This window comes from Acinetobacter sp. CY79, assembly GCF_059515845.1.
Window position 1 is genome coordinate 25,928 of sequence record NZ_JCAKMY010000002.1, and the last position, 19,512, is coordinate 45,439.

At 38.2% G+C, this 19,512-nt stretch carries 16 protein-coding genes; 9 read left to right on the forward strand and 7 right to left on the reverse strand.

Annotation, left to right across the window (positions count from 1 at the left end):
* Nucleotides 1-37 precede the first annotated feature (37 nt).
* Nucleotides 38-1,072, forward strand: coding sequence for a helix-turn-helix domain-containing protein (locus tag AC5YCE_RS01020; RefSeq protein ID WP_496170518.1), 1,035 nt, complete (start codon nt 38-40; stop codon nt 1,070-1,072).
* 207 nt (nt 1,073-1,279) lie between these two features.
* Nucleotides 1,280-1,648: a hypothetical protein gene (locus AC5YCE_RS01025; protein ID WP_496170520.1), complete on the forward strand. Its 369-nt coding sequence runs from the start codon at nt 1,280-1,282 to the stop codon at nt 1,646-1,648.
* Nucleotides 1,649-1,725: 77 nt separating this feature from the next.
* Here the strand turns inward: AC5YCE_RS01025 and prmC are convergent, their stop codons facing one another.
* Together prmC and prfA are read right to left on the reverse strand one after the other, a co-directional pair.
* Nucleotides 1,726-2,547 (reverse strand): peptide chain release factor N(5)-glutamine methyltransferase, encoded by an 822-nt coding sequence (prmC, locus tag AC5YCE_RS01030; protein WP_496170522.1) that lies wholly within the window; start codon nt 2,545-2,547, stop codon nt 1,726-1,728.
* Nucleotides 2,548-3,636, reverse strand: coding sequence for a peptide chain release factor 1 (gene prfA, locus AC5YCE_RS01035; protein ID WP_496170524.1), 1,089 nt, complete (start codon nt 3,634-3,636; stop codon nt 2,548-2,550).
* A 386-nt stretch (nt 3,637-4,022) separates the two neighbouring features.
* On the opposite strand from prfA, the gene AC5YCE_RS01040 reads away from it, so the two are divergent.
* The 6 genes from AC5YCE_RS01040 (at nt 4,023) to AC5YCE_RS01065 (ending at nt 9,304) form a co-directional block, all read left to right on the forward strand.
* Nucleotides 4,023-4,451: a glycine zipper domain-containing protein gene (locus tag AC5YCE_RS01040; protein ID WP_496126792.1), complete on the forward strand. Its 429-nt coding sequence runs from the start codon at nt 4,023-4,025 to the stop codon at nt 4,449-4,451.
* A gap of 546 nt (nt 4,452-4,997) precedes the next feature.
* Nucleotides 4,998-5,540, forward strand: coding sequence for a hypothetical protein (locus AC5YCE_RS01045; RefSeq protein ID WP_496170526.1), 543 nt, complete (start codon nt 4,998-5,000; stop codon nt 5,538-5,540).
* 228 nt (nt 5,541-5,768) lie between these two features.
* Nucleotides 5,769-6,776, forward strand: a complete 1,008-nt coding sequence (locus tag AC5YCE_RS01050) for an LLM class flavin-dependent oxidoreductase (protein ID WP_496170528.1) — start codon at nt 5,769-5,771, stop codon at nt 6,774-6,776.
* A 184-nt stretch (nt 6,777-6,960) separates the two neighbouring features.
* Nucleotides 6,961-7,431: an inner membrane protein YiaA gene (gene yiaA / locus AC5YCE_RS01055; RefSeq protein WP_496126789.1), complete on the forward strand. Its 471-nt coding sequence runs from the start codon at nt 6,961-6,963 to the stop codon at nt 7,429-7,431.
* Between the two features lie 362 nt (nt 7,432-7,793).
* Nucleotides 7,794-8,723, forward strand: a complete 930-nt coding sequence (locus AC5YCE_RS01060) for a ferritin-like domain-containing protein (RefSeq protein ID WP_496126788.1) — start codon at nt 7,794-7,796, stop codon at nt 8,721-8,723.
* Between the two features lie 20 nt (nt 8,724-8,743).
* Entirely contained in the window at nt 8,744-9,304 is a 561-nt protein-coding gene (locus AC5YCE_RS01065; protein ID WP_496126787.1) for an NAD(P)/FAD-dependent oxidoreductase, read from the forward strand.
* Between the two features lie 135 nt (nt 9,305-9,439).
* On the opposite strand, the gene pgaD is transcribed toward AC5YCE_RS01065, so the two are convergent.
* The 5 genes from pgaD to ppsR all read right to left on the reverse strand — a co-directional run bounded on the left by pgaD (nt 9,440) and on the right by ppsR (nt 16,980).
* On the reverse strand, nt 9,440-9,934 hold the full coding sequence (pgaD, locus tag AC5YCE_RS01070) for a poly-beta-1,6-N-acetyl-D-glucosamine biosynthesis protein PgaD (RefSeq protein ID WP_496126786.1): 495 nt from the start codon (nt 9,932-9,934) through the stop codon (nt 9,440-9,442).
* Nucleotides 9,935-9,937: 3 nt separating this feature from the next.
* Nucleotides 9,938-11,176 (reverse strand): poly-beta-1,6-N-acetyl-D-glucosamine synthase, encoded by a 1,239-nt coding sequence (gene pgaC, locus AC5YCE_RS01075; RefSeq protein WP_496126785.1) that lies wholly within the window; start codon nt 11,174-11,176, stop codon nt 9,938-9,940.
* Nucleotides 11,173-13,005 (reverse strand): poly-beta-1,6-N-acetyl-D-glucosamine N-deacetylase PgaB, encoded by a 1,833-nt coding sequence (gene pgaB / locus AC5YCE_RS01080; RefSeq protein WP_496170531.1) that lies wholly within the window; start codon nt 13,003-13,005, stop codon nt 11,173-11,175. The genes pgaC and pgaB overlap by 4 nt, the downstream gene beginning before the upstream one ends.
* Nucleotides 13,005-15,488, reverse strand: a complete 2,484-nt coding sequence (gene pgaA, locus AC5YCE_RS01085) for a poly-beta-1,6 N-acetyl-D-glucosamine export porin PgaA (RefSeq protein WP_496170533.1) — start codon at nt 15,486-15,488, stop codon at nt 13,005-13,007. The genes pgaB and pgaA overlap by 1 nt, the downstream gene beginning before the upstream one ends.
* Before the next feature lie 655 nt (nt 15,489-16,143).
* A complete protein-coding gene (ppsR, locus tag AC5YCE_RS01090; RefSeq protein ID WP_496126782.1) occupies nt 16,144-16,980 on the reverse strand; it encodes a posphoenolpyruvate synthetase regulatory kinase/phosphorylase PpsR in 837 nt (278 codons plus the stop codon).
* A gap of 153 nt (nt 16,981-17,133) precedes the next feature.
* On the opposite strand from ppsR, the gene ppsA reads away from it, so the two are divergent.
* Nucleotides 17,134-19,512, forward strand: coding sequence for a phosphoenolpyruvate synthase (gene ppsA / locus AC5YCE_RS01095; protein ID WP_496126781.1), 2,379 nt, complete (start codon nt 17,134-17,136; stop codon nt 19,510-19,512).

Genomic DNA, 19,512 nt, shown 5'->3' on the forward strand with positions numbered 1-19,512 from the left:
TGATGCATTTGGACAATTCTAAACGTAGAACAACATAATGGATTTTAAGCAAAATAATCAATCAATTGAATTACACAAAGGCACCATCTCGATCAGCTTAGTGAACGAAGTCATCTCTGCGGTTAAAAATGCGGATTGTGATATCTATATGATTTTGCAGAAAGTTGGAATTCCACTTGAGCTTTTAAATGCTCCCAAAGCACGTGTGTCGATCGACTCTTTTGGACGATTATGGATAGAACTTGCCAATCAACTGAATGATGAATTTTTTGGCATGGATCATCACCCGATGCGACGAGGTAGTTTTAAACTGCTTTCTCAAATGCTGATTCATAGTGAGAATTTGCGTAGAGCAACACAGCACATCACACAATTTTTTAATAGCATTCTCGACGATTTTCAAAGTCAGTTATTCGTTCAGGAAAATTATGCATACATTGTGATCAAGGATGTTAAAACCATAAAACCTATGTTTAGCTATGCAACTTACATCATGCTGATCCATAGCTTAATGTGTTGGCTCTCTGGTCAAAGAGTCATTATTAATCAAATTCAATTGAAATGCCCAATGCCTTTAGATGATCGAGATTATAAGTTTAGATTTTGCGAGCAAATTAAATATCAATGTGATGAAAATTACATTCAGTTTGATGCAAATTATCTCAATATTTCAATTAAGCAAGATCATCAATCTTGGTCAAACTTTATAAAGCAAACGCCTTATAATCTATTGGTTCGATATAAAAACCCCAATGCAATCAGCACCATTATTCGCAAACAGCTTATCAATAATCCACCTTCAGAATGGCTTGAAATTCATGATTTAGCCAAACAACTCAACTTTTCTGAAGCCACATTCCAACGACGTTTAAAAGCTGAAGCAATGAGTTACCAACAACTCAAGAATGAAATACGCCGAGATATTGCCATTGAATTACTCACACAAACTGATCTTTCACTGCAACAGATCAGTGATGAACTGGATTTTCATGATCCAAGTGCGTTTCACCGTGCCTTTAAAAAATGGACTGGTGTCAGTCCAGGGGCTTATCGGAACTTACAAGAACATTAGACTGAACAGTCACTTAGCTTCAATTTCGTTTAACTATTTTATTTTAAAAAACATTATTTAAAAATTGTTCAATTAAACATCAAATAATACATTTACACTCATCTGAATAAGATTGCACCCACCCACAAAATAGATTATTTTTTACTCATATTCTGCATACTTTGCAACCAAATCCTCTCCCTCGTTTAATCCGTTAAAGGTCTAAACATGCTTAAAATCTCTGATGTACTTGAACAGCATCTCGTTCAACACGTTACTCACGCCTTAACTTCGCCATCATCTTCATCACTTGCAAATGTAGAAGCAGATGAATTACTGAATCAAGCTATTTTGAATGCATCTGAGTTGCAACTTCAAAATGCAATTTCTGCCTTTTTTATTGACCATGATGCTTTAGAGTTTGCACATGCTCTAGATATTAGCCCTGAAAATATTCAAGCCATTCAATCTGGTGATGCACTCAATCAAGACAATCTTCACGATACGGCTAAAGTCATTGCACTCTGCTTAGCACTTGAAACCAATGCTTTAGATCAAGTTGAAGTTTCAGAATGTCTAATAGATTATCCGATGTAATTTCATATACTCATCTATTCAACATAACTCATAAAAAAGCGACTATTTAAGTCGCTTTTTTATTTGAAAATCGTGGTTTAATTCGGCCATTGACCTAAAGTCACACGATCATTACCACCATAGTCTTTGACTGTACGAATTTTCTTAAATCCATACTTTTTAAAGACCTGTTGAACCGCTTCTCCTTGATCATAACCATGTTCAAGTGCAATCCAACCTTTCGCAGTTAATTGCTTTTTACCATGTTGGATAATCAGCTCAATATCTGCCATTCCATGTTTATCAGCAACCAAAGCACGACGTGGCTCAGTGGCTAACTTTGGCATATGCTTATCATCCGCATCAATGTACGGTGGATTTGAAACAATCACATCAAAAAACTGATTGGGTTTTAATGCTTTATACCAACTACCTAAGGCAAATTTTACATGGTTTAAATCATGCTGTTCTGCATTGTATTGCGCCACTTCAAGTGTCGGCGCATAAATATCAGTTGCGGTTACATCCCAATCAGGGCGTTCACTGGCAAGTGATAATGCAATTGCACCCGTACCAGTCCCTAAATCCACAACACGTGCATCCTCAGGTAAGTCCAAATGTAGTACCGTTTCAACCAAGATTTCAGTATCAGGACGTGGCACTAGCGTATCTTTAGTCACTTTTAAATCAAGTGTCCAAAAAGGTTGTGAACCCGTGACATACGCTAAAGGTTCACCGTCTTCAATACGTTTGAGTGAATCAACATAGTTCTGTTCTTGTTCAGCTGTCAGGACTTGATCCTTCTTCATCACTAAATCAAAAGAATCAATTTTGGTGATATGTTCAAGTAACCAAGCATTTTCTTGGCGTTCATAACTTTCAGCTTCACCACGTAAAGCCAATGCCTGTGCAATATTCACTTAACCACCATTCTGCTGAGCGAGCATTGCCAACTGATCTGCTTGATATTCACGATGTAAACTGTCCAAGAGTTCAGTTAAATCGCCTTCCATCACTGCATCTAACTTATATAAAGTTAAGTTGATACGATGATCGGTCATACGACCTTGAGGATAGTTATAAGTACGAATACGTTCCGAACGGTCACCCGAACCCACCAAGTCACGACGCATTTCAGATGTTGCCGCATCGGCAGCTGCACGTTTTGCATTTTCCAAACGAGATGCCAATAAAGCCAGAGCCTTAGCTTTGTTCTTATGCTGTGAACGCTCATCTTGACATTCAACCACTGTACCTGTCGGTAAATGGGTAATACGAACCGCCGAATCTGTTTTGTTAATATGCTGACCACCTGCACCAGATGCGCGATAAGTGTCAATACGTAAATCTGAAGGATTAATATCAACCGTGGTATCTACATCAACTTCAGGTAAGATCGCCACTGTACATGCTGAAGTATGTACACGACCTTGAGATTCAGTTGCAGGCACGCGTTGAACACGGTGCGCACCACTTTCAAACTTCAAGCGACCATAAACACCTTCCCCACTGACTAAGCAAATCACTTCTTTATAACCGCCATGTTCACCTTCATTTTCAGAAAGCACTTCAATACGCCAACCTTGCGATTCAGCATATTTACTGTACATGCGATACAAGTCACCCGAGAAAATGGCAGCTTCATCACCGCCTGTTCCCGCACGCACTTCTAAATAAGCTGAATTGGCATCGTTAGGATCTTTAGGAATCATCAAGATGTTTAAATCAGCCTCAAGCGCTTCGATTAAAGCCTTATTGTCTTTAATTTCTTCTTGCGCCATTTCTTTAAAATCAGGATCTGAAAGCATGGCTTCAGCAGTTTCAATATCTTGTTCTGCTTGAGTGTATTTTTTCCATACTGCGGTGATTTCACTTAAGTCACTATGCTCACGTGACAAGTTACGAAACCGTTTATTGTCCGAAATTACTTCTACATCAGCCAGTAACGCTTCTAATTCTTCATGACGATCACAAAGTTGGTCTAATCGTAAACGTAACGATTCTTTCATTTTAAATAAGATCTCAAGCTAAGACTCGATCTGACTTTAAAATAAGTCAGATCAAGCGAATTCTAAATTAGCAATAGTTTAACGAGTCTAAGCCCCAAAAGACATATATATGTCATTTTCTAAAGTATTTACCAAGAGTGATGACTTTAAATTGGGAATTTAAGATGTGTATTCGACTTTGGGGAAATAGTCGTCTCTCCATAATTTGTTCTTATTGCGCTATTTTCAGCCTAGAAAATATTCAGTTGTAATATAAACACAACAATGCGCTACCAAACTGTAAAACTCTGGCTTTGCATCTACACATTTTGAGCTGAACTTTTTGTTAAATTTGCTTCATCGAAATAAATATGAATGAAGTCCAGATCTTGGACATGGAGTGAACCATGAAATTGAATGCTATTTTAATCAGTGCAACATTAGCAGCTTCATCTTTAATGGCTGCGAACACTTATGCAGACAGTACAGCTCGTGTAGCTGCAGCAAGTGCATTAGGCAGTGTTGCAGGTACAGCTCTAGGGAAAAACATGGGTGGCAATACGGGTGCGACCATTGGTGCCGCTCTAGGTGGTGCTGGTGGTGCTGCAGTTGCAAGTAATAAGCGTAACCGTACTGAATCTGCAATCGGTGGTGCCCTTGGTGGTGGTGCAGGTTATACCGTAGGTAAAAACATGGGCGGTTCAAACGGTGGTTACATCGGTTCTGCTCTAGGTGCTGCGGGTGGTGCTGCGCTTGGTAACAAGATTTCTAAAGACAAAGCAGCTGATTCACGCCAAGATCGCAAATGGAAGAAAAAACGTAATCGTCGTCATTAATTCAAATGTGACGTCAATCAAGCACCTTCGGGTGCTTTTTTATATCCTGTAGTATTCAACTTTATTGAATTCAAAATCGCATGCAAAATAAATAAACAATATAAGATCTAAGGTGAGATTTCCCTGAATTGATCAAACTCAACAACAGCATGGTGAGAAGAATGTAGTTATAAAAATAAACTTATTTTTGAATAACCCATTGTAGCTCCAAAATCCATACACTTTATTTAATCATGATTCAGCCGTTGGTATAATGATTTTTAATTAATGTGAAAATATTTTTTGAACAGCAAATGTCAACACGCCCTAGTCTTCTCACGTCAATTTCATTACAGAAGTTCAGCATTTCAAACTGAAGTTAAAAAATTTGCAAAATTGAATGATTATTCAAATCACAGAGAACAACCAAGAAAATATGAACAAGAAAATATGAAGAAATTACGAAGAAAAAAATACAATTCAAAAACGATGCCTTCATGCTGTATTTCCGCTTTATCCCTATATTCAATTTAACAGTTAAACAACGCGCTTCGTAAGGAGTCAAAAATGAAAATCAATAAATTACTCTTTGGTGCTGTCATCGCAACTTCAGTGGTGACAATGTCTACAGCTCAGGCGAATAGCAATACTCGTGTTGCGCTCAGCTCAGCACTCGGTGGTGTTGTTGGTGCTGCAATTGGTCAACAAATGGGTGGTTCAACAGGTGCAATGATCGGTTCTGCACTGGGTGGTGCGGGCGGTGCGGCTGCTTCTGCAACTAAGAAAGATCGTAATGGTGCTGCCATTGGTGCGGCTCTAGGTGGTGTAGGTGGCTATACCGTCGGTAAAAACATGGGTGGCACGAATGGCGGATATGCCGGTGCCGCTGTGGGTTCTGCAGGTGGTTCTGTACTGGGTAAAAAAGTGTCAGAAGACCGCCGCTATGATGATCGTGACGATAACCGAGATAATCGCTATAACAACCGTTATGACCGCAGTGATCGTGGTGGCTATCGCACCAATAACTATCGCTACAATGATCGTGATTATCGGAGCAACCGTGGGGACAATGGTCGTCATTTAGGTTGGTACAAAAATGGGAAACGCTAAACGTACTTCTGTTTAATCTCTTAGCGATAATCATATTTAAGCACCTTCGGGTGCTTTTTTTAGTTTATAACTTCAAGTTAAAGTTTAAACCTGCGCATGATTAACCCTATTTCCATAGATTAAGATGAATTGAGCATAACTTAAATTCACAATATATCGTATTTATTCGATATACAAAATCGTCATCTAATCGTATGATTTAAACATCCTCTGAATAAGAGCATTTATATGCGCACTTTAAAAGATATTAAATTCTCAGTATTAGAACTCGCGCCTGTCAGAGATGACAAAAGTGTCGAGTTTTCACTTAAGCATGCTTTAGACCTGGCTCAACATATTGAAAAATTAGGCTATGACCGTTTGTGGTTGGCTGAACATCACAACATGGATGGGATTGCCAGCTCAGCAACGGCGGTTTTATTGGGTTATATTCTAGCAAATACACAATCTATCAAAGTGGGATCAGGTGGCATTATGCTGCCTAACCATGCTCCATTAGTCGTTGCTGAACAGTTTGGTACGCTTGCAACGCTGTACCCAAATCGCGTTGAACTTGGACTGGGTCGAGCGCCAGGCACAGATCAACATACCATGCGTGCTTTACGCCGTGGACGTCAAGAAACTGAAGATCAATTTCCTAGAGATGTTTTAGAAATTCTGAGCTATTTTGATGATGCTCAACCGAATCAAAGAATTACAGCCACTCCTGGTCAAGGTACTCACGTTCCAGTCTGGTTACTTGGATCCAGTCTATTCAGCGCTCAGCTTGCAGCAAAATTGGGATTACCTTATTCATTTGCATCGCATTTTGCACCGCGAATGTTAGGGCAAGCGATTCAACTGTACCGCGAGAACTTTGAGCCATCTGAATATTTAGATCAACCTTATGTATCGATGGGTGTTCCGACTGTTATTGCAGATTCTGATGAGGAAGCAGCGTATTTAGCGACCAGTGCATATCAACGTGTATTGGGTCTCATGCGCGGACAAAGCCTCAAACTTAAAGCGCCAGTTCAAGATATGAATGCGTTGTGGTCACCTGCTGAAAAAATATCAGTGGATAATTTCTACGCTATGGCTCAAATCGGTTCGCCTGAAATGGTCAAGCAAAGTTTAGAACAACTGCTTGTACCTTATGATGTCGATGAGTTTATTTTTACTTGTGATATTTACGACACGCAAAAACGTAAATACAACTTTGACTTATTGATGCAAATCAAAAATCAAAGTCACTAATGAGTACAATAAACATCGATTAAACTTTAAAGCCTAATGTTATTAGGCTTTTTAATGACCCATATTCCATTGAAATCATTAAAATAAATGATTAGATCGAAGTTTTAAAAATTCCTTTTAATAGCTTTTCTGTACAAAATAAACTATAAAAATAAGCATGATAATAAAGAATACAGAGAAAAATATGCAGCAATACATTAACGAACCCTCTTCAGCGTTCATTGCAGTCAGTTGGGTCGCACTCATTGCTGGACTCGCAGCGTACTGTGTTGGCCTATTCAATGCGCAAATGGCATTAAATGAAAAAGGCTATTATTTAGTGATTATTTTATATGGTTTGTTTTCTGCTGTTTCATTGCAAAAAGTGGTTCGAGATAAATTAGAAGGACTAAATGTCACCCCGATTTATTTAGCACTCTGTTGGGCTTCGCTGGCGATTTGTATAGCGCTTTTAGGCATTGGTTTATTTAATGCCACATTATTACTCAGTGAAAAAGGCTTTTATATGATGGCTTTTCTACTCAGTTTATTTGGCGCTGTCGCAGTACAAAAGAATGTACGTGACTTAGAATACCTGCGTTTAATTACTGTTACACCAGAAATTTCGAACCCACTTTCAAATGATCCATTCAATCATGACAATTCAAATCCTTAACGATATATGAACTTGAGAAAACAAACCGCTCTCAAGTTCATTTAAATTCATGAATATCGCCTACTTAGAAGTTCCTCATACCTCAATTTACGCTCATAAAAAAACCATTTTCAATCAGTCACTGATACCATTTTAAATGCTACATCATTATTGTTAGACAATTTTTATTTTCAAATGACAGCTGTTTGTCCCCAAATGACACCCTATAAAAAATAATCGCATGATGCCTTTTATTTTCATTATTGAAATCATGACTTTATCTATATGGCATAAATAATCAGTTCACATTTATATTTTATGCAAACTTTGTCACATGATGGAATAGTAAAATTGAAGCATTAAAAAAATATGATGGAATGATCATGGCTTCAATCGATCTTGATAAAATGCTTGAAAAAGTTAAAAACACACAATGGACACTCTCTGACATTGACTGGGATGCACCAGGTCGTGAGTTAATTACTGCTGAACAATGGCCAAAATTAAAAGACTTTATGGCAGATTTGATGTGGATTGAGCATGTCGGAGCTCGTGCATTTTCAGCCATGTCTAAAAAAGCACCAACAGACACGCTTCGTGAAATGTATGCGATTTTCCATGCTGAAGAACAACGTCATGCCAATGCTGAAATGGCACTGATGAAACGCTGGGGCATGCTGGATGGTGATATTCCAAAACCCAATAAAAACTTACGATTAATCATCGAATGGTTAGACACCTATGCAGATGACATGCCGTTTTATATTTTGGGTGCGGTGATTCCAATGCTTGAAGTTGCACTCGATGGCGCACTGTGTACGTTCCTACTGGATACAGTTGATGACCCTGTATGCCACCAAGCCTTCGAACTCATCAACGGAGATGAAGCACGTCATTTAGGTGTTGGCTTTAGTGTGATGGAAGCACAGGGCGTCAACAAGACCATGATCGAGCTTGCACAGATGGCTGCCCGTGCTGTAGATCCACGTATGCTGTTAGGTATTTTGGCTTACTTACCGTTAATCAATAAGATGCGAGATAATGTCATTAAGCTAGGATTACCTGAAGAGAAACTTTATGCAGCAATGAATAAGTTTTCTCGTATTGGAGGTCGTACAGTCGAAGGTCGTCGTAATCCATGGTTCCAAATCATTCAATTCCATGGTAAGAACGTAGTAGATCGCAATAAAAAATGGTTCCATATGCCTATCGATGCGATGGTAAAAGTGACTGATAAGATCCCAGAAAAATCTTTACCTAAAGTCCCAACTTGGATATATGAATTAACTGCAGAACCAAAAGCCGTTAGCTAAAACAATAATTAGGTATCTATATGAATAAGGAAAAAATGAAAAACAAGGACGTTTTTTTTGAAAATTCACCAGAGCACTTTCAGAAATTTAAAGGGAAGTTGATCTCTGCTTCTGAAATCAAGCAAACTGATTTTTCAGGTTTACGCGTGGCGATCATTGGTGCAAATCAACTGTCTGTAACGCATTTAGATCAGATCTGTCAACGAGCTACATTTGTTAAAGTATTTCAAATTCGACCCTACTTTATTTTGCCTCACACAGAAAAAGGGATTCAACGCTTAATTTCACATCCGCTTTTAGTGAAGAATAGACGTTTATTTAACCATCGGGTGAAATCTTTGCTGGCGATTCGTTATTTAGAATCTCAAGTCAGTGATGTGTGGTTGCGCCGTCAACTCATGCCGAACTCAGCGTCTGAACGAAAAGTATTTTTAAAGTCTGATACTTATTATCCAGCACTGCAAAGTAGTAATTGCAAACTGATTACGTGGCCTGTGGTAAAAATTACAGAAGAAGCGATTCAAAGTATGGAAGGGATTGAACATTTAGTCGATATTATCGTGCATACCTATGACGAGTAGTCTTAGAATTATGGGGTAGCTTTTAACCCTATCTAGCTAGTGTTCAATAACATTATCACTTAAAAAAAGGAGCAAATTTGCTCCTTCTTTATTACTTCTTTTTGGATATTTGAAGAATTTCAAATTACTTTTGACTTAAAAGTAATATTTACGATTCATTTGATAGTCATATAGTTCACCATTTTCGTCATAGTGAAGTACTATACGTTTTGAAGTTTTCATATCTTCAAGTTCGCGTGGACTGATGGTGAGATATTTCGCCAACATCGCATTATTCACGTTAATTACCGCTTTTATCACATGTTGTTTTCTAAATCTGATCCAATTGAAGCTTGCCCACAACAATAATGTGGCACCAAAACATACAACCAGAACAGCTAACCACATAATATTATGTAATTGAATATCAAACTCTTCTGCGAAGATATAATTTCTAATTAAATTACCTTGATATAACCATAATATTAAAGTTAACAATGGAACAAACAGAAAGCTCCAAAATGCCCAACCCGTAAATTGCAGTAAATAATGACCTTGCTTATTTTTCACAAATTTCGACTGATCGATATATTGAGGTAAATCTAAATCTCTATCCTGAGATAAACCATATTTCGGTTTCATTTCATTCATTTGTTATTCTCCTTTAAACCCGCGATCCGGACTTACCCATCTCGCTCGTTTATTTCGATTAAAAAGTGCTTTAGGAACAGCAACCACAGTCGTCATCACTGAAAGCACCCAGAAAAAAATCGGATACCAAATCACCCAAAAATAATTTCTAAAAAAACGTCCATCGTCATAGCGCTTATCAATCCAAAGACTAATGAAAAACTGAATAAGACAAGTAATGGCCAAAATCACGCCGTACCATTGTGGCATTAATGATTTAATTTGCCATGAGGCTGGATAGTCGATAAACAAACCGGTCAGGAATAAAAATACAATCAGTAGAATCAGATAAGACCAGATCACACTCAGCATGCATTCAATTGCAACTGGCCACATCCCTATCATTTTAAAACTGAACATTTTAGGTAGGTAGGTTTTGAGGACTTCTACACCGCCCTGTGCCCAGCGAACCCTTTGCTTCCACAGTCCTGAAAAAGTTTCTGGCATGTAGATGTAGCAAAGTGCATTTGGCACATAGTGAATTTTCCAGTTATCAATCTGGATTTTCCAAGAGATATCAATATCTTCAGTAATTTTATCAGGAGACCAAAATCCTACACGCTCCAAAGCTGTTTTACGAAAACCTGCGATGACACCTGATACGGTAAAGATACGACCATAGGTTCGTTGTGCACGTTTGATCAGCCCAATAATCGAAGAAAACTCGCCAACTTGTAATTTACCTAGAATACTCGAACGATTTAGAATTCTTGGATTACCTGTCACTGCACCCACATGACCAAAATTCAGCAAATGGTGCATCATCCATAACACGGCATGCGGATGTAATAAGGCATCACCATCAATACAAATCAGATATTCATAACGGCTGAGCATTGCACCTGAACGTAATGCATAAGCTTTACCCTGATTATTGGCAAGATGTATGACACGTAATTGTTCATGCTCTTTCACCATTTCATCTAAAATAGCTCCAGTCTGATCCGAACTACCGTCATTAACAGCAATCACCTCAAAGTTAGGATATTGAGTCTGCAAGGCATAACGAATAGTTTCTCTGACTTGCTCATCTTCATTGAAGCAAGGAATAATAATACTTGCCCCTTCCTCACTCGGCTCTGGCAAGGCTCTTTCTTTAAACTCATATTTAAAGAAAAACCAAACTCCACCGATCATCCATGTCCATGCCATCACCAGTGGATATAGGAATGAAAATGAAAATATAAAATCAATAATACTCATTTCTTAACCCCTTGCTTTGAGTCAATTTGAAATGGGTCTCGATACAATAATGCACCCGGATTTAAGCTGAGCGGTGTATATAAATGTCGATGAACCTGTTGAGCATTGTCAAAATCATAGTGAGAGAGAGCGAGTTTTTGAATACCTGCTCGTTGTAAGCGTTGTAATTGCTCACTTAAGAGTTGCCATTCTTTTTGACTCTTAATGTTGTCATTATTAAGAGTTACCATTAGCTTGGTTTTCTCTAAAGCACTGAAATTCTTTAATTGTTCAATAAATGATTTTAAACGTTTAGGGTTTTCTAAACTGTTTATTTCAAAATTGATTAATGAAAAATCATGGTTTAAGGCATGAACCACTGACTTAAGTGATTGACTCTCTGTATCTGGGTAGCTAAGCTGTAAATAGAATTTTTGACTATTACTACTATTTAAATACGGAGAAATTCGCTTTTGAATAGCATCACTTAAATCAGTTACAGCATTGAGATCCGACTGACAGTTGCTTTCTAATACTGCTTTGTTTTGGAAAACACATGCCAAACGATTTTCCGCATTTAACATAATGCCATCGATACCTTTATTATTTTTAACCAAATCCTCTGCTAAATCGACAACCAATAAAGGCTTGCTTGGATCTGGATAAATCGGTAGTTGAGCAGTTACACGATTGAATACTCGCGTTCTCGCCTGCCAAGCGACCCGATTCAACACATCTTGGTTTAATTTTAACTGCGTGGTTGGAAAATAAGCCTGATCATAAACACCATCTTTGTTCTCATCATTGAGCACTTTCAGAATCATCATATTGGTCGATAAAGCACTAACCTGATTTAGTGCTAAGCCTAGTATTTGATTACCTTGCTCCACGTTTTCGGATTTGAATTGTTTTAAATCAACAGTCAAAGCTCGAATTGGATTGTAATTTTCAAATTGTTGAGTTTTTACAAACTCGGTCATTTGTTGATGTAAATCCTCAGACGTTGGATTATTCATTACCAATCCACGCTGATAAATGGCATCACTCTTTTTATTTGGTGTATCTACACCTAAGCTAAATGACAAAGGAAAACCTGCTTGTGCCGCAATTTTGGTTGTTTCAGGATTAACCGCACCATAAGGCCAGATGATCGCCAAGGCATCAATTCCAAGCTCTTGACTCAGTACATTTTTCGATTTTTTAAGATCCTGATAAAGGCGCTGTTGATATTCAGCATCCGTTTCATAGCGTTTCAGATGTGGAAAATATTGGTGTGTTAAGGCAGCTGGTTGCTGATTGCCTTGTGGATTCGCCAATATACCTTTGTGCATATCATCAGAATGGCTGGCAAATTCAACTAAACCTGACTTTTTCATCTCACGCATTTGTGTCCAAGTCATTAAATTGCCTTTTCCATACGCTTCATAAGCAGCTTGCGTATTACCATTGGTCCAACTGGTCACGATTGCAAAAACAACAGGAATGTTGTACTGCTGAACTAAAGGATAGACATGGGTATAGCCACTCAGCGCACCATCATCAAAACTAATCACCACAGCATTTTCCGGCAAAGCTGTACCATTTTTCTTTGCTTCAGCGATCTCACGCAAACTGATCGGATGCCATTGAGATTGTTTAATCCATTCAAAAAACTGTACTAAATTTCGTGTACTGACGGCATAAACATCTTTATCCCCCTGTTTCAATACGTCATCACGAACATCATGAAAAGTGAGACCGATAAAGCTACTATCATCAGATTTTTGGGTAGACTGTATTTGCGCAAAACTTGGTGAATGAAACAACCCGAGTGCTATAGCCATTGAGCTGAGTTTTATTATTTTTTTCATCAGAATTTACCTTCAAAACCTAACTGGCCATACCATTTTTTTTCTTTCTCTCCATCGTAGGGATGCATACCCCAGCCAACACCGTATTGGAGCCCCCACGTTCGCGTGAGTTGCCACTGGTGACCATAACGAATATCCACCACAGGCTCTGCATCAAAATCAGTTTGTTTATAGAATCCAGTGGTTAATGAAAATTGTTGAGTGAATGATTGTTCATATTTACGCCAAGTCAACCAATCGTGATTAAAATCAATAGCACCACTGATACTTTCTTTCGGGCTGAAATAAGCTGTTTGGTCTAAGCGATTGCGACCTAAATAACTGGATAATCCGAGCTGAGTTTTATGATGTGGTTGCATAAAAATATTTTGCTGATATCGTGCACTTAACTCTTGTCTTAAATTTCCATCACTAATATCTGTTGCCTGATACTGTAAAGAAGCTTGTTTTGATTCATTGGCTTGCCAAGATAAACCCGCCGTATAGGACTGTGCATCCTCATTCAGTTTAAGTGCTTGTAAAGGGATGTCTGCTTGAGTTGAAAAACCTAAGTTATATCGCCAGTGATCGTCCAGTCGATGATTCCAATTCGCATCGAAACCCAAATCATCACCATCTAAATCTTGTGACAACATCACCGACATAGACTTTTGTTTCGAATCCCACTCTCCACCCAAACCTAAACGTTCATCTCTGATTTTTCCTTCGCGATAATCGCCCATCCTGTGTTTATACTGGGTAAAAACGCGATAGTTATCATGCATCCAAGGCGAATTCAAACGGGTCGTTGATTCAAAATCTTTTGTCCCTTTCAAGGTTTCTAAAACCTGATTTTGATCGGCTTTACTCTCTGAAAAACGCGAATCATGTGAAATAGAAAAACGTTCCCGGTCTGCAAGTTCTTTATGGCTTTTAATGACACTGGTATCAGTAGGATAGCGTTGACTTAAATGCATTGTCTGATTACGCCAAGCTGAAATATCACCGAGTGCTTGTTGATTTTGCATTTGGTTAATGGACGTACTTTTGGATCTTGGCTCTATACCATTTAAACGGTTTAATGTCTGTTCAGCCTGCTGAGGCTTTTCGCGCCAACGTTGAATGCGCACGAGGTTATTGATCACTTCCTCATTGTTCGGGGCACGTTCAATATTTCGAGTTAAGAGATTTTCAGCATCATTCAATTGATTTGAATAGGCAAGCGACAGTGCTTTTAAATTTTCGTAATCATTTCGTTCAGGATGAACACGTTTATCAACCCCTTTTGCCAGACTGTATTGGAAAGTAGGCATTTTAGAATCAATGTCTTTGATCAAAGCATTGGCTTGTTTATATTTCTCTTGTTCAATCAGTGCGTAATACAAAGAGGTATAAACATTCATATCCGCATAATTTTTTTCAGTTAATAGCGACTTATAAACTTTCTCCGCTTTGGCAGCTTGTTTCGTTGCCAGGTATGCATCTGCAATTGAATGCCTGACGTATGCAGGCATATCGGTTAACGGTAAATCCAGATTATCATTTACTGCCAATACGTCTCGATGACGGCTCCGATAACTCAGCCCATAAATGTATTCATATCGAAAACGACGATACATATTTGGATCCTGTTTAAGCTCAGACTCGAAAACTGAAGCATTTTCTAAAATTTGATCGAGATGTGCATAGCTTTGGGAATCTGCTTGTCCTTGATAGGCTAAATGTTTTTGATTCTTAATCGCATTTTTAATGGATTCAGAAAATTGTCCCAACAGTGCCTGTCTTCTTAGCGTATGCGTTAAATCGAGTTCAGGGTTTTTATCAATCAATTTTAAAGCTTGCTGATACGATCCCAAAGCCAGCAATACATTTAGATATTCTTGTTGTGATGCAGCGTTAATACTCTCACTATTATTTTTTTGAATGACTGCTAAAGCACGAATCGGTTGATCAATGATTCGATATGCATAAGACAATTGATTCAACTGATCTTGATTTAGCAGCTCAATATCTATTTTTTTCAACTGATTTGCTGCTTCAATCTTTTGCTGATTCTCAGCCAGTAGAACCGCCTTTAAAATTTCTAAGTCAGTACTGTTATTATTTTTTTTAAATTGTTCGAGTAAATTTAAAGCAGTCGAAAATTGTTTTTTGTCTCTATATGCTTTGATTAATGGTATCTGAGCATAAGCTGGAAATTCAGCAGGATGGATATATGCTAACCACCGATGATCTTCTTCCAAGTCTCGTTTATTTTGTAAAGACAGTAACAAATAATCAGCGATAAGTTTTTGGTTACTTGGATTACTTTCTAATAATTGTCTCAGTTTGGAAATTCCATCATCAACAATGCCCTTTTTTATAGAAATAACAAGGGTTTCTCGCTGTTGATCAATTACACTTGTAAACTGATTGTTTGCTGCTTGAAGATTCGTTGCCGTTAATGCTAAAACCGTTATAAGGATAAAAGACTTCAAATAATAAAAATCATATCTAGTTTTCATTCTAAAAAATTCACTTGTTGTTCTGCATAAAATGTGACCGATTTCACACTTCATGAATGGTATGCAAATGATTTAAGAATTATCGTTATCTAATGTAATGTGCAAAAACATGCAAAAAATCAATTAATTTCTTTAATTCAATCGATTATTAAAGAATTTGAAAATCCGACATTTGTAATTACTTATATTTTTTATGGCTTCTTGTAAGTTTAGGTAAAATAAATATAGTTAATTTAGCTTCTCTATAGCCAAATACTCTTTTTAAAAATATAAAATACAGCTTAACCATGGCAGTTTTTTTTTATTTAATGTCATACAAGTCAATTGAGTAACTTCTGCAACATTCATTTCCTGTCTAAAAATCACTTTAAAGACTGATTTTGAAAGCATATATTGACTTATTTATATAAATTTTAGCTTTCCCGATAGCTTCTACCTTTTATCGGAATGTGGTTTAAACTGATTTTTTTGTTAGTTAGATATGATGAAATCTAGATTTTAAGGATTAAAATATACTTTTAATAACGTGTTGAATGGCTTTTATACACATGTAATGAGAGCACAAAAATGAATCTAATCGAATTTATATGACTAAAAAATTAAGCCAGCAATGGCTGGCTCAAAACAAGGTGACTATAAATATTATTAGGAATTTTTAACCAATTCTGCGCTTTAATCCCGCCATTTGTAGAACACGCGTAGAGATCTCTTCAATCGACATTTCAGAAACATTTAAATACTTAATCCCTTCGGAAATATAAATTCCTTCCACTGCGCGAAGCTCCATTTCACACTGTCTAAAGCTTGCATAACGGCTATTTGCTTTACGTTCAGTACGAATAGCGACTAAGCGCTCTGCATCAATCATCAGACCAAAAAGTTTATGTTTATGTTCTTTTAAAACCGCAGGCAAACGATTGTCATCGAGATCTTCTTCAGTCAATGGGTAATTCGCGACACGAATACCAAATTGAAGTGATAAATAAATAGAGGTTGGCGTTTTACCAGAACGTGATACACCGATCAAAATGAGATCAGCCTTATCGTAATGACGAGTACGAGCACCATCGTCATTATCAAGTGCAAAATGTACCGCATCAATACGTGATTTATATGACTCAGAGTCCGTTACAGCATGCGTTTGCCCGACTAAAGTCGTAGGCTGAGTTCCAAGCTCTTCAGACAGCTTACTAATCATCCCTTCGAACACATCAAGGTTAACAGCATTGGCTGTGTTAATGATGTCTCTTACATAGGGATCGACCAGAGTATCGAACACCAAAGGGAGCTGCCCATCACTTGCTGAACGTGAGTTAATCTCAGCAACCACGCCCATTGCAGCCTCTTCCGTGGTGATATACGGAATAATATGAATATCAAAATCGACATGAGGAAATTGTGCCAATAGAGAATGTCCAAGTGTCTCTGCAGTGATTGCAGTTCCATCGGAAATAAAAAACACACTTCGCTTTATCTCTTTACTTTCTGACATTAAAATACTCCTCATTTATTTGTCTAAGTGCTATATAATCTTTATAGTAAACTGATCTTACATGAGTGTCGCTTAGTAAAATAAGTTTGCTAAGTTATATTGAAAATATCATGCCAAGATAGTGATTAATACTGCATAAGTGGAGTAACAACTTTGGAAGCACGCGTAATCGGTCTGGAAAAACTAGGTAAGCACGACGTTGAGATCGTGGGCGGTAAAAACTCTTCCCTTGGAGAAATGATTAGCCATTTAGCAAATGCTGGCGTATCAGTTCCAGGTGGATTTGCAACCACTGCTAACGCGTATCGCGAATTCCTAGAGCAAAGTGGCCTTAATGCTAAAATTTCAGCTGAATTGAAACAACTCAACGTTGATGACGTGAATGCCCTTGCAGAAACAGGCGCAAAAATTCGTCAATGGGTTGTCGATACTCCGCTTACGCCAGCTTTAGAAAAAGAAGTCCGTGATGCATTTGCTGCATTATCAAACGGCAACCCTGATATTGCGGTTGCCGTTCGTTCATCTGCAACAGCCGAAGATCTTCCAGATGCTTCATTTGCAGGTCAACAAGAGACTTTCTTAAACATTCGCGGTATTGATAACGTGCTGATCGCGATTAAAGAAGTTTTCGCATCATTATATAATGACCGTGCAATTGCTTACCGTGTGCACCAAAACTTTGACCATGACATCGTTGCTTTATCTGCGGGTATTCAACGTATGGTTCGTTCAGAAACTGGCGCTGCTGGTGTAATGTTTACATTAGACACAGAATCTGGTTTCCGTGATGTTGTATTTATTACTGCATCTTATGGTTTGGGCGAAATGGTTGTACAAGGTGCAGTAAACCCTGACGAATTCTACCTGTCTAAACCTCTTCTTAATGCAGGTAAACATGCTGTATTACGTCGTAACTTAGGTTCTAAACACCAGAAAATGATTTACGGTGAAGAAGCTTCAGCAGGTAAATCTGTTTCTATCGTAGATGTTGATAAAGCTGAACGTCAACAATTTGCTTTAAACGACCAAGAACTTCAAGAACTGGCTAAACAAGCCCTCATCATCGAAAACCATTACGGTGCGCCAATGGACATCGAATGGGCGAAAGATGGTGATGATGGTCAAATTTACATCGTTCAAGCGCGTCCTGAAACTGTGAAAAGCCGCGAAAATGTTGGCACAATGGAACGCTACCTCCTTAAACAAAAAGGTACTGTCCTTTGTGAAGGTCGTTCAATTGGTCAACGTATTGGTTCAGGTCGTGTACGTATTGTTTCTTCAATTAAAGAAATGGACAAAGTACAAGACGGTGATGTTTTAGTTTCTGACATGACTGACCCAGATTGGGAACCAGTAATGAAACGTGCTGCAGCAATCGTAACCAATCGTGGTGGTCGTACTTGTCACGCTGCAATTATTGCACGTGAATTAGGCGTACCTGCCATTGTGGGTTGTGGTAATGCAACAGAAGTGCTTGTAGATGGTCAAGAAGTGACTGTTTCTTGTGCTGAAGGTGATACAGGTTTTATTTATGAAGGTGCTTTGGATTTTGAAATTCAACGTAACTCAATCGAATCAATGCCTCCTTTAGAATTCAAAGTAATGATGAACGTTGGTAACCCTGATCGTGCATTTGACTTTGCTCAAATTCCAAACGAAGGTATCGGTCTTGCACGTTTAGAATTCATCATCAACCGTATGATTGGTGTGCATCCAAAAGCATTACTCAACATTGACAGCTTGCCACGTGAAACTCGTGCAGCTGTTCTGACTCGTACAGCTGGCTATGCATCCCCTATCGAATTCTATGTAGAAAAACTGGTTGAAGGTATTTCTACCCTTGCAGCTGCATTTGCAGACAAGCCAGTCATTGTTCGTATGTCTGACTTTAAGTCAAATGAATATGCAAACTTGATCGGTGGTAAGTTATACGAGCCTGAAGAAGAAAACCCAATGTTGGGCTTCCGTGGTGCGAGTCGTTATGTATCTGACAACTTCCGTGATTGTTTCGAGCTCGAATGCCGTGCATTGAAAAAAGCACGTGACGAAATGGGCTTAACCAACATTCAAATCATGATTCCTTTCGTACGTACAGTAGCTGAAGCGAAACGTGTAATTGAATTGTTAGCACTGAATGGTCTTAAGCGTGGTGAAAACGGTCTTAAAGTGATCATGATGTGTGAATTACCAACCAATGCATTATTGGCTGATCAATTCCTTGAGCATTTCGATGGTTTCTCTATCGGTTCTAACGACTTGACTCAATTAACACTTGGTCTAGACCGTGACTCAGGTATTGTGTCTCACTTATTTGACGAACGTGATCCAGCTGTGAAAGCATTGCTTTCTCTTGCGATCCAAGCTTGCCGTAAAGCAGGTAAATACGTAGGTATCTGTGGTCAAGGTCCTTCTGACCATCCAGATCTTGCATTATGGTTAATGGAACAAGGTATCGATTCAGTTTCTCTTAACCCAGACTCTGTATTAGACACTTGGTTCTTCCTCGCAGAAGAAAAGACTAAACAAGCTTAA

Bases quoted from the DNA above. Each gene is read 5' to 3' on its own strand.
- AC5YCE_RS01020 (WP_496170518.1), top strand. From the start codon at position 38: ATGGATTTTAAGCAAAATAATCAATCAATTGAATTACACAAAGGCACC.
- pgaB (WP_496170531.1), bottom strand. From the start codon at position 13,005: ATGAAAAAAATAATAAAACTCAGCTCAATGGCTATAGCACTCGGGTTG.
- AC5YCE_RS01025 (WP_496170520.1), top strand. From the start codon at position 1,280: ATGCTTAAAATCTCTGATGTACTTGAACAGCATCTCGTTCAACACGTT.
- prfA (WP_496170524.1), bottom strand. From the start codon at position 3,636: ATGAAAGAATCGTTACGTTTACGATTAGACCAACTTTGTGATCGTCAT.
- AC5YCE_RS01065 (WP_496126787.1), top strand. From the start codon at position 8,744: ATGAATAAGGAAAAAATGAAAAACAAGGACGTTTTTTTTGAAAATTCA.
- pgaD (WP_496126786.1), bottom strand. From the start codon at position 9,934: ATGAATGAAATGAAACCGAAATATGGTTTATCTCAGGATAGAGATTTA.
- yiaA (WP_496126789.1), top strand. From the start codon at position 6,961: ATGCAGCAATACATTAACGAACCCTCTTCAGCGTTCATTGCAGTCAGT.
- AC5YCE_RS01040 (WP_496126792.1), top strand. From the start codon at position 4,023: ATGAAATTGAATGCTATTTTAATCAGTGCAACATTAGCAGCTTCATCT.
- AC5YCE_RS01060 (WP_496126788.1), top strand. From the start codon at position 7,794: ATGGCTTCAATCGATCTTGATAAAATGCTTGAAAAAGTTAAAAACACA.
- pgaC (WP_496126785.1), bottom strand. From the start codon at position 11,176: ATGAGTATTATTGATTTTATATTTTCATTTTCATTCCTATATCCACTG.
- AC5YCE_RS01045 (WP_496170526.1), top strand. From the start codon at position 4,998: ATGAAAATCAATAAATTACTCTTTGGTGCTGTCATCGCAACTTCAGTG.
- ppsR (WP_496126782.1), bottom strand. From the start codon at position 16,980: ATGTCAGAAAGTAAAGAGATAAAGCGAAGTGTGTTTTTTATTTCCGAT.
- AC5YCE_RS01050 (WP_496170528.1), top strand. From the start codon at position 5,769: ATGCGCACTTTAAAAGATATTAAATTCTCAGTATTAGAACTCGCGCCT.
- pgaA (WP_496170533.1), bottom strand. From the start codon at position 15,488: ATGAAAACTAGATATGATTTTTATTATTTGAAGTCTTTTATCCTTATA.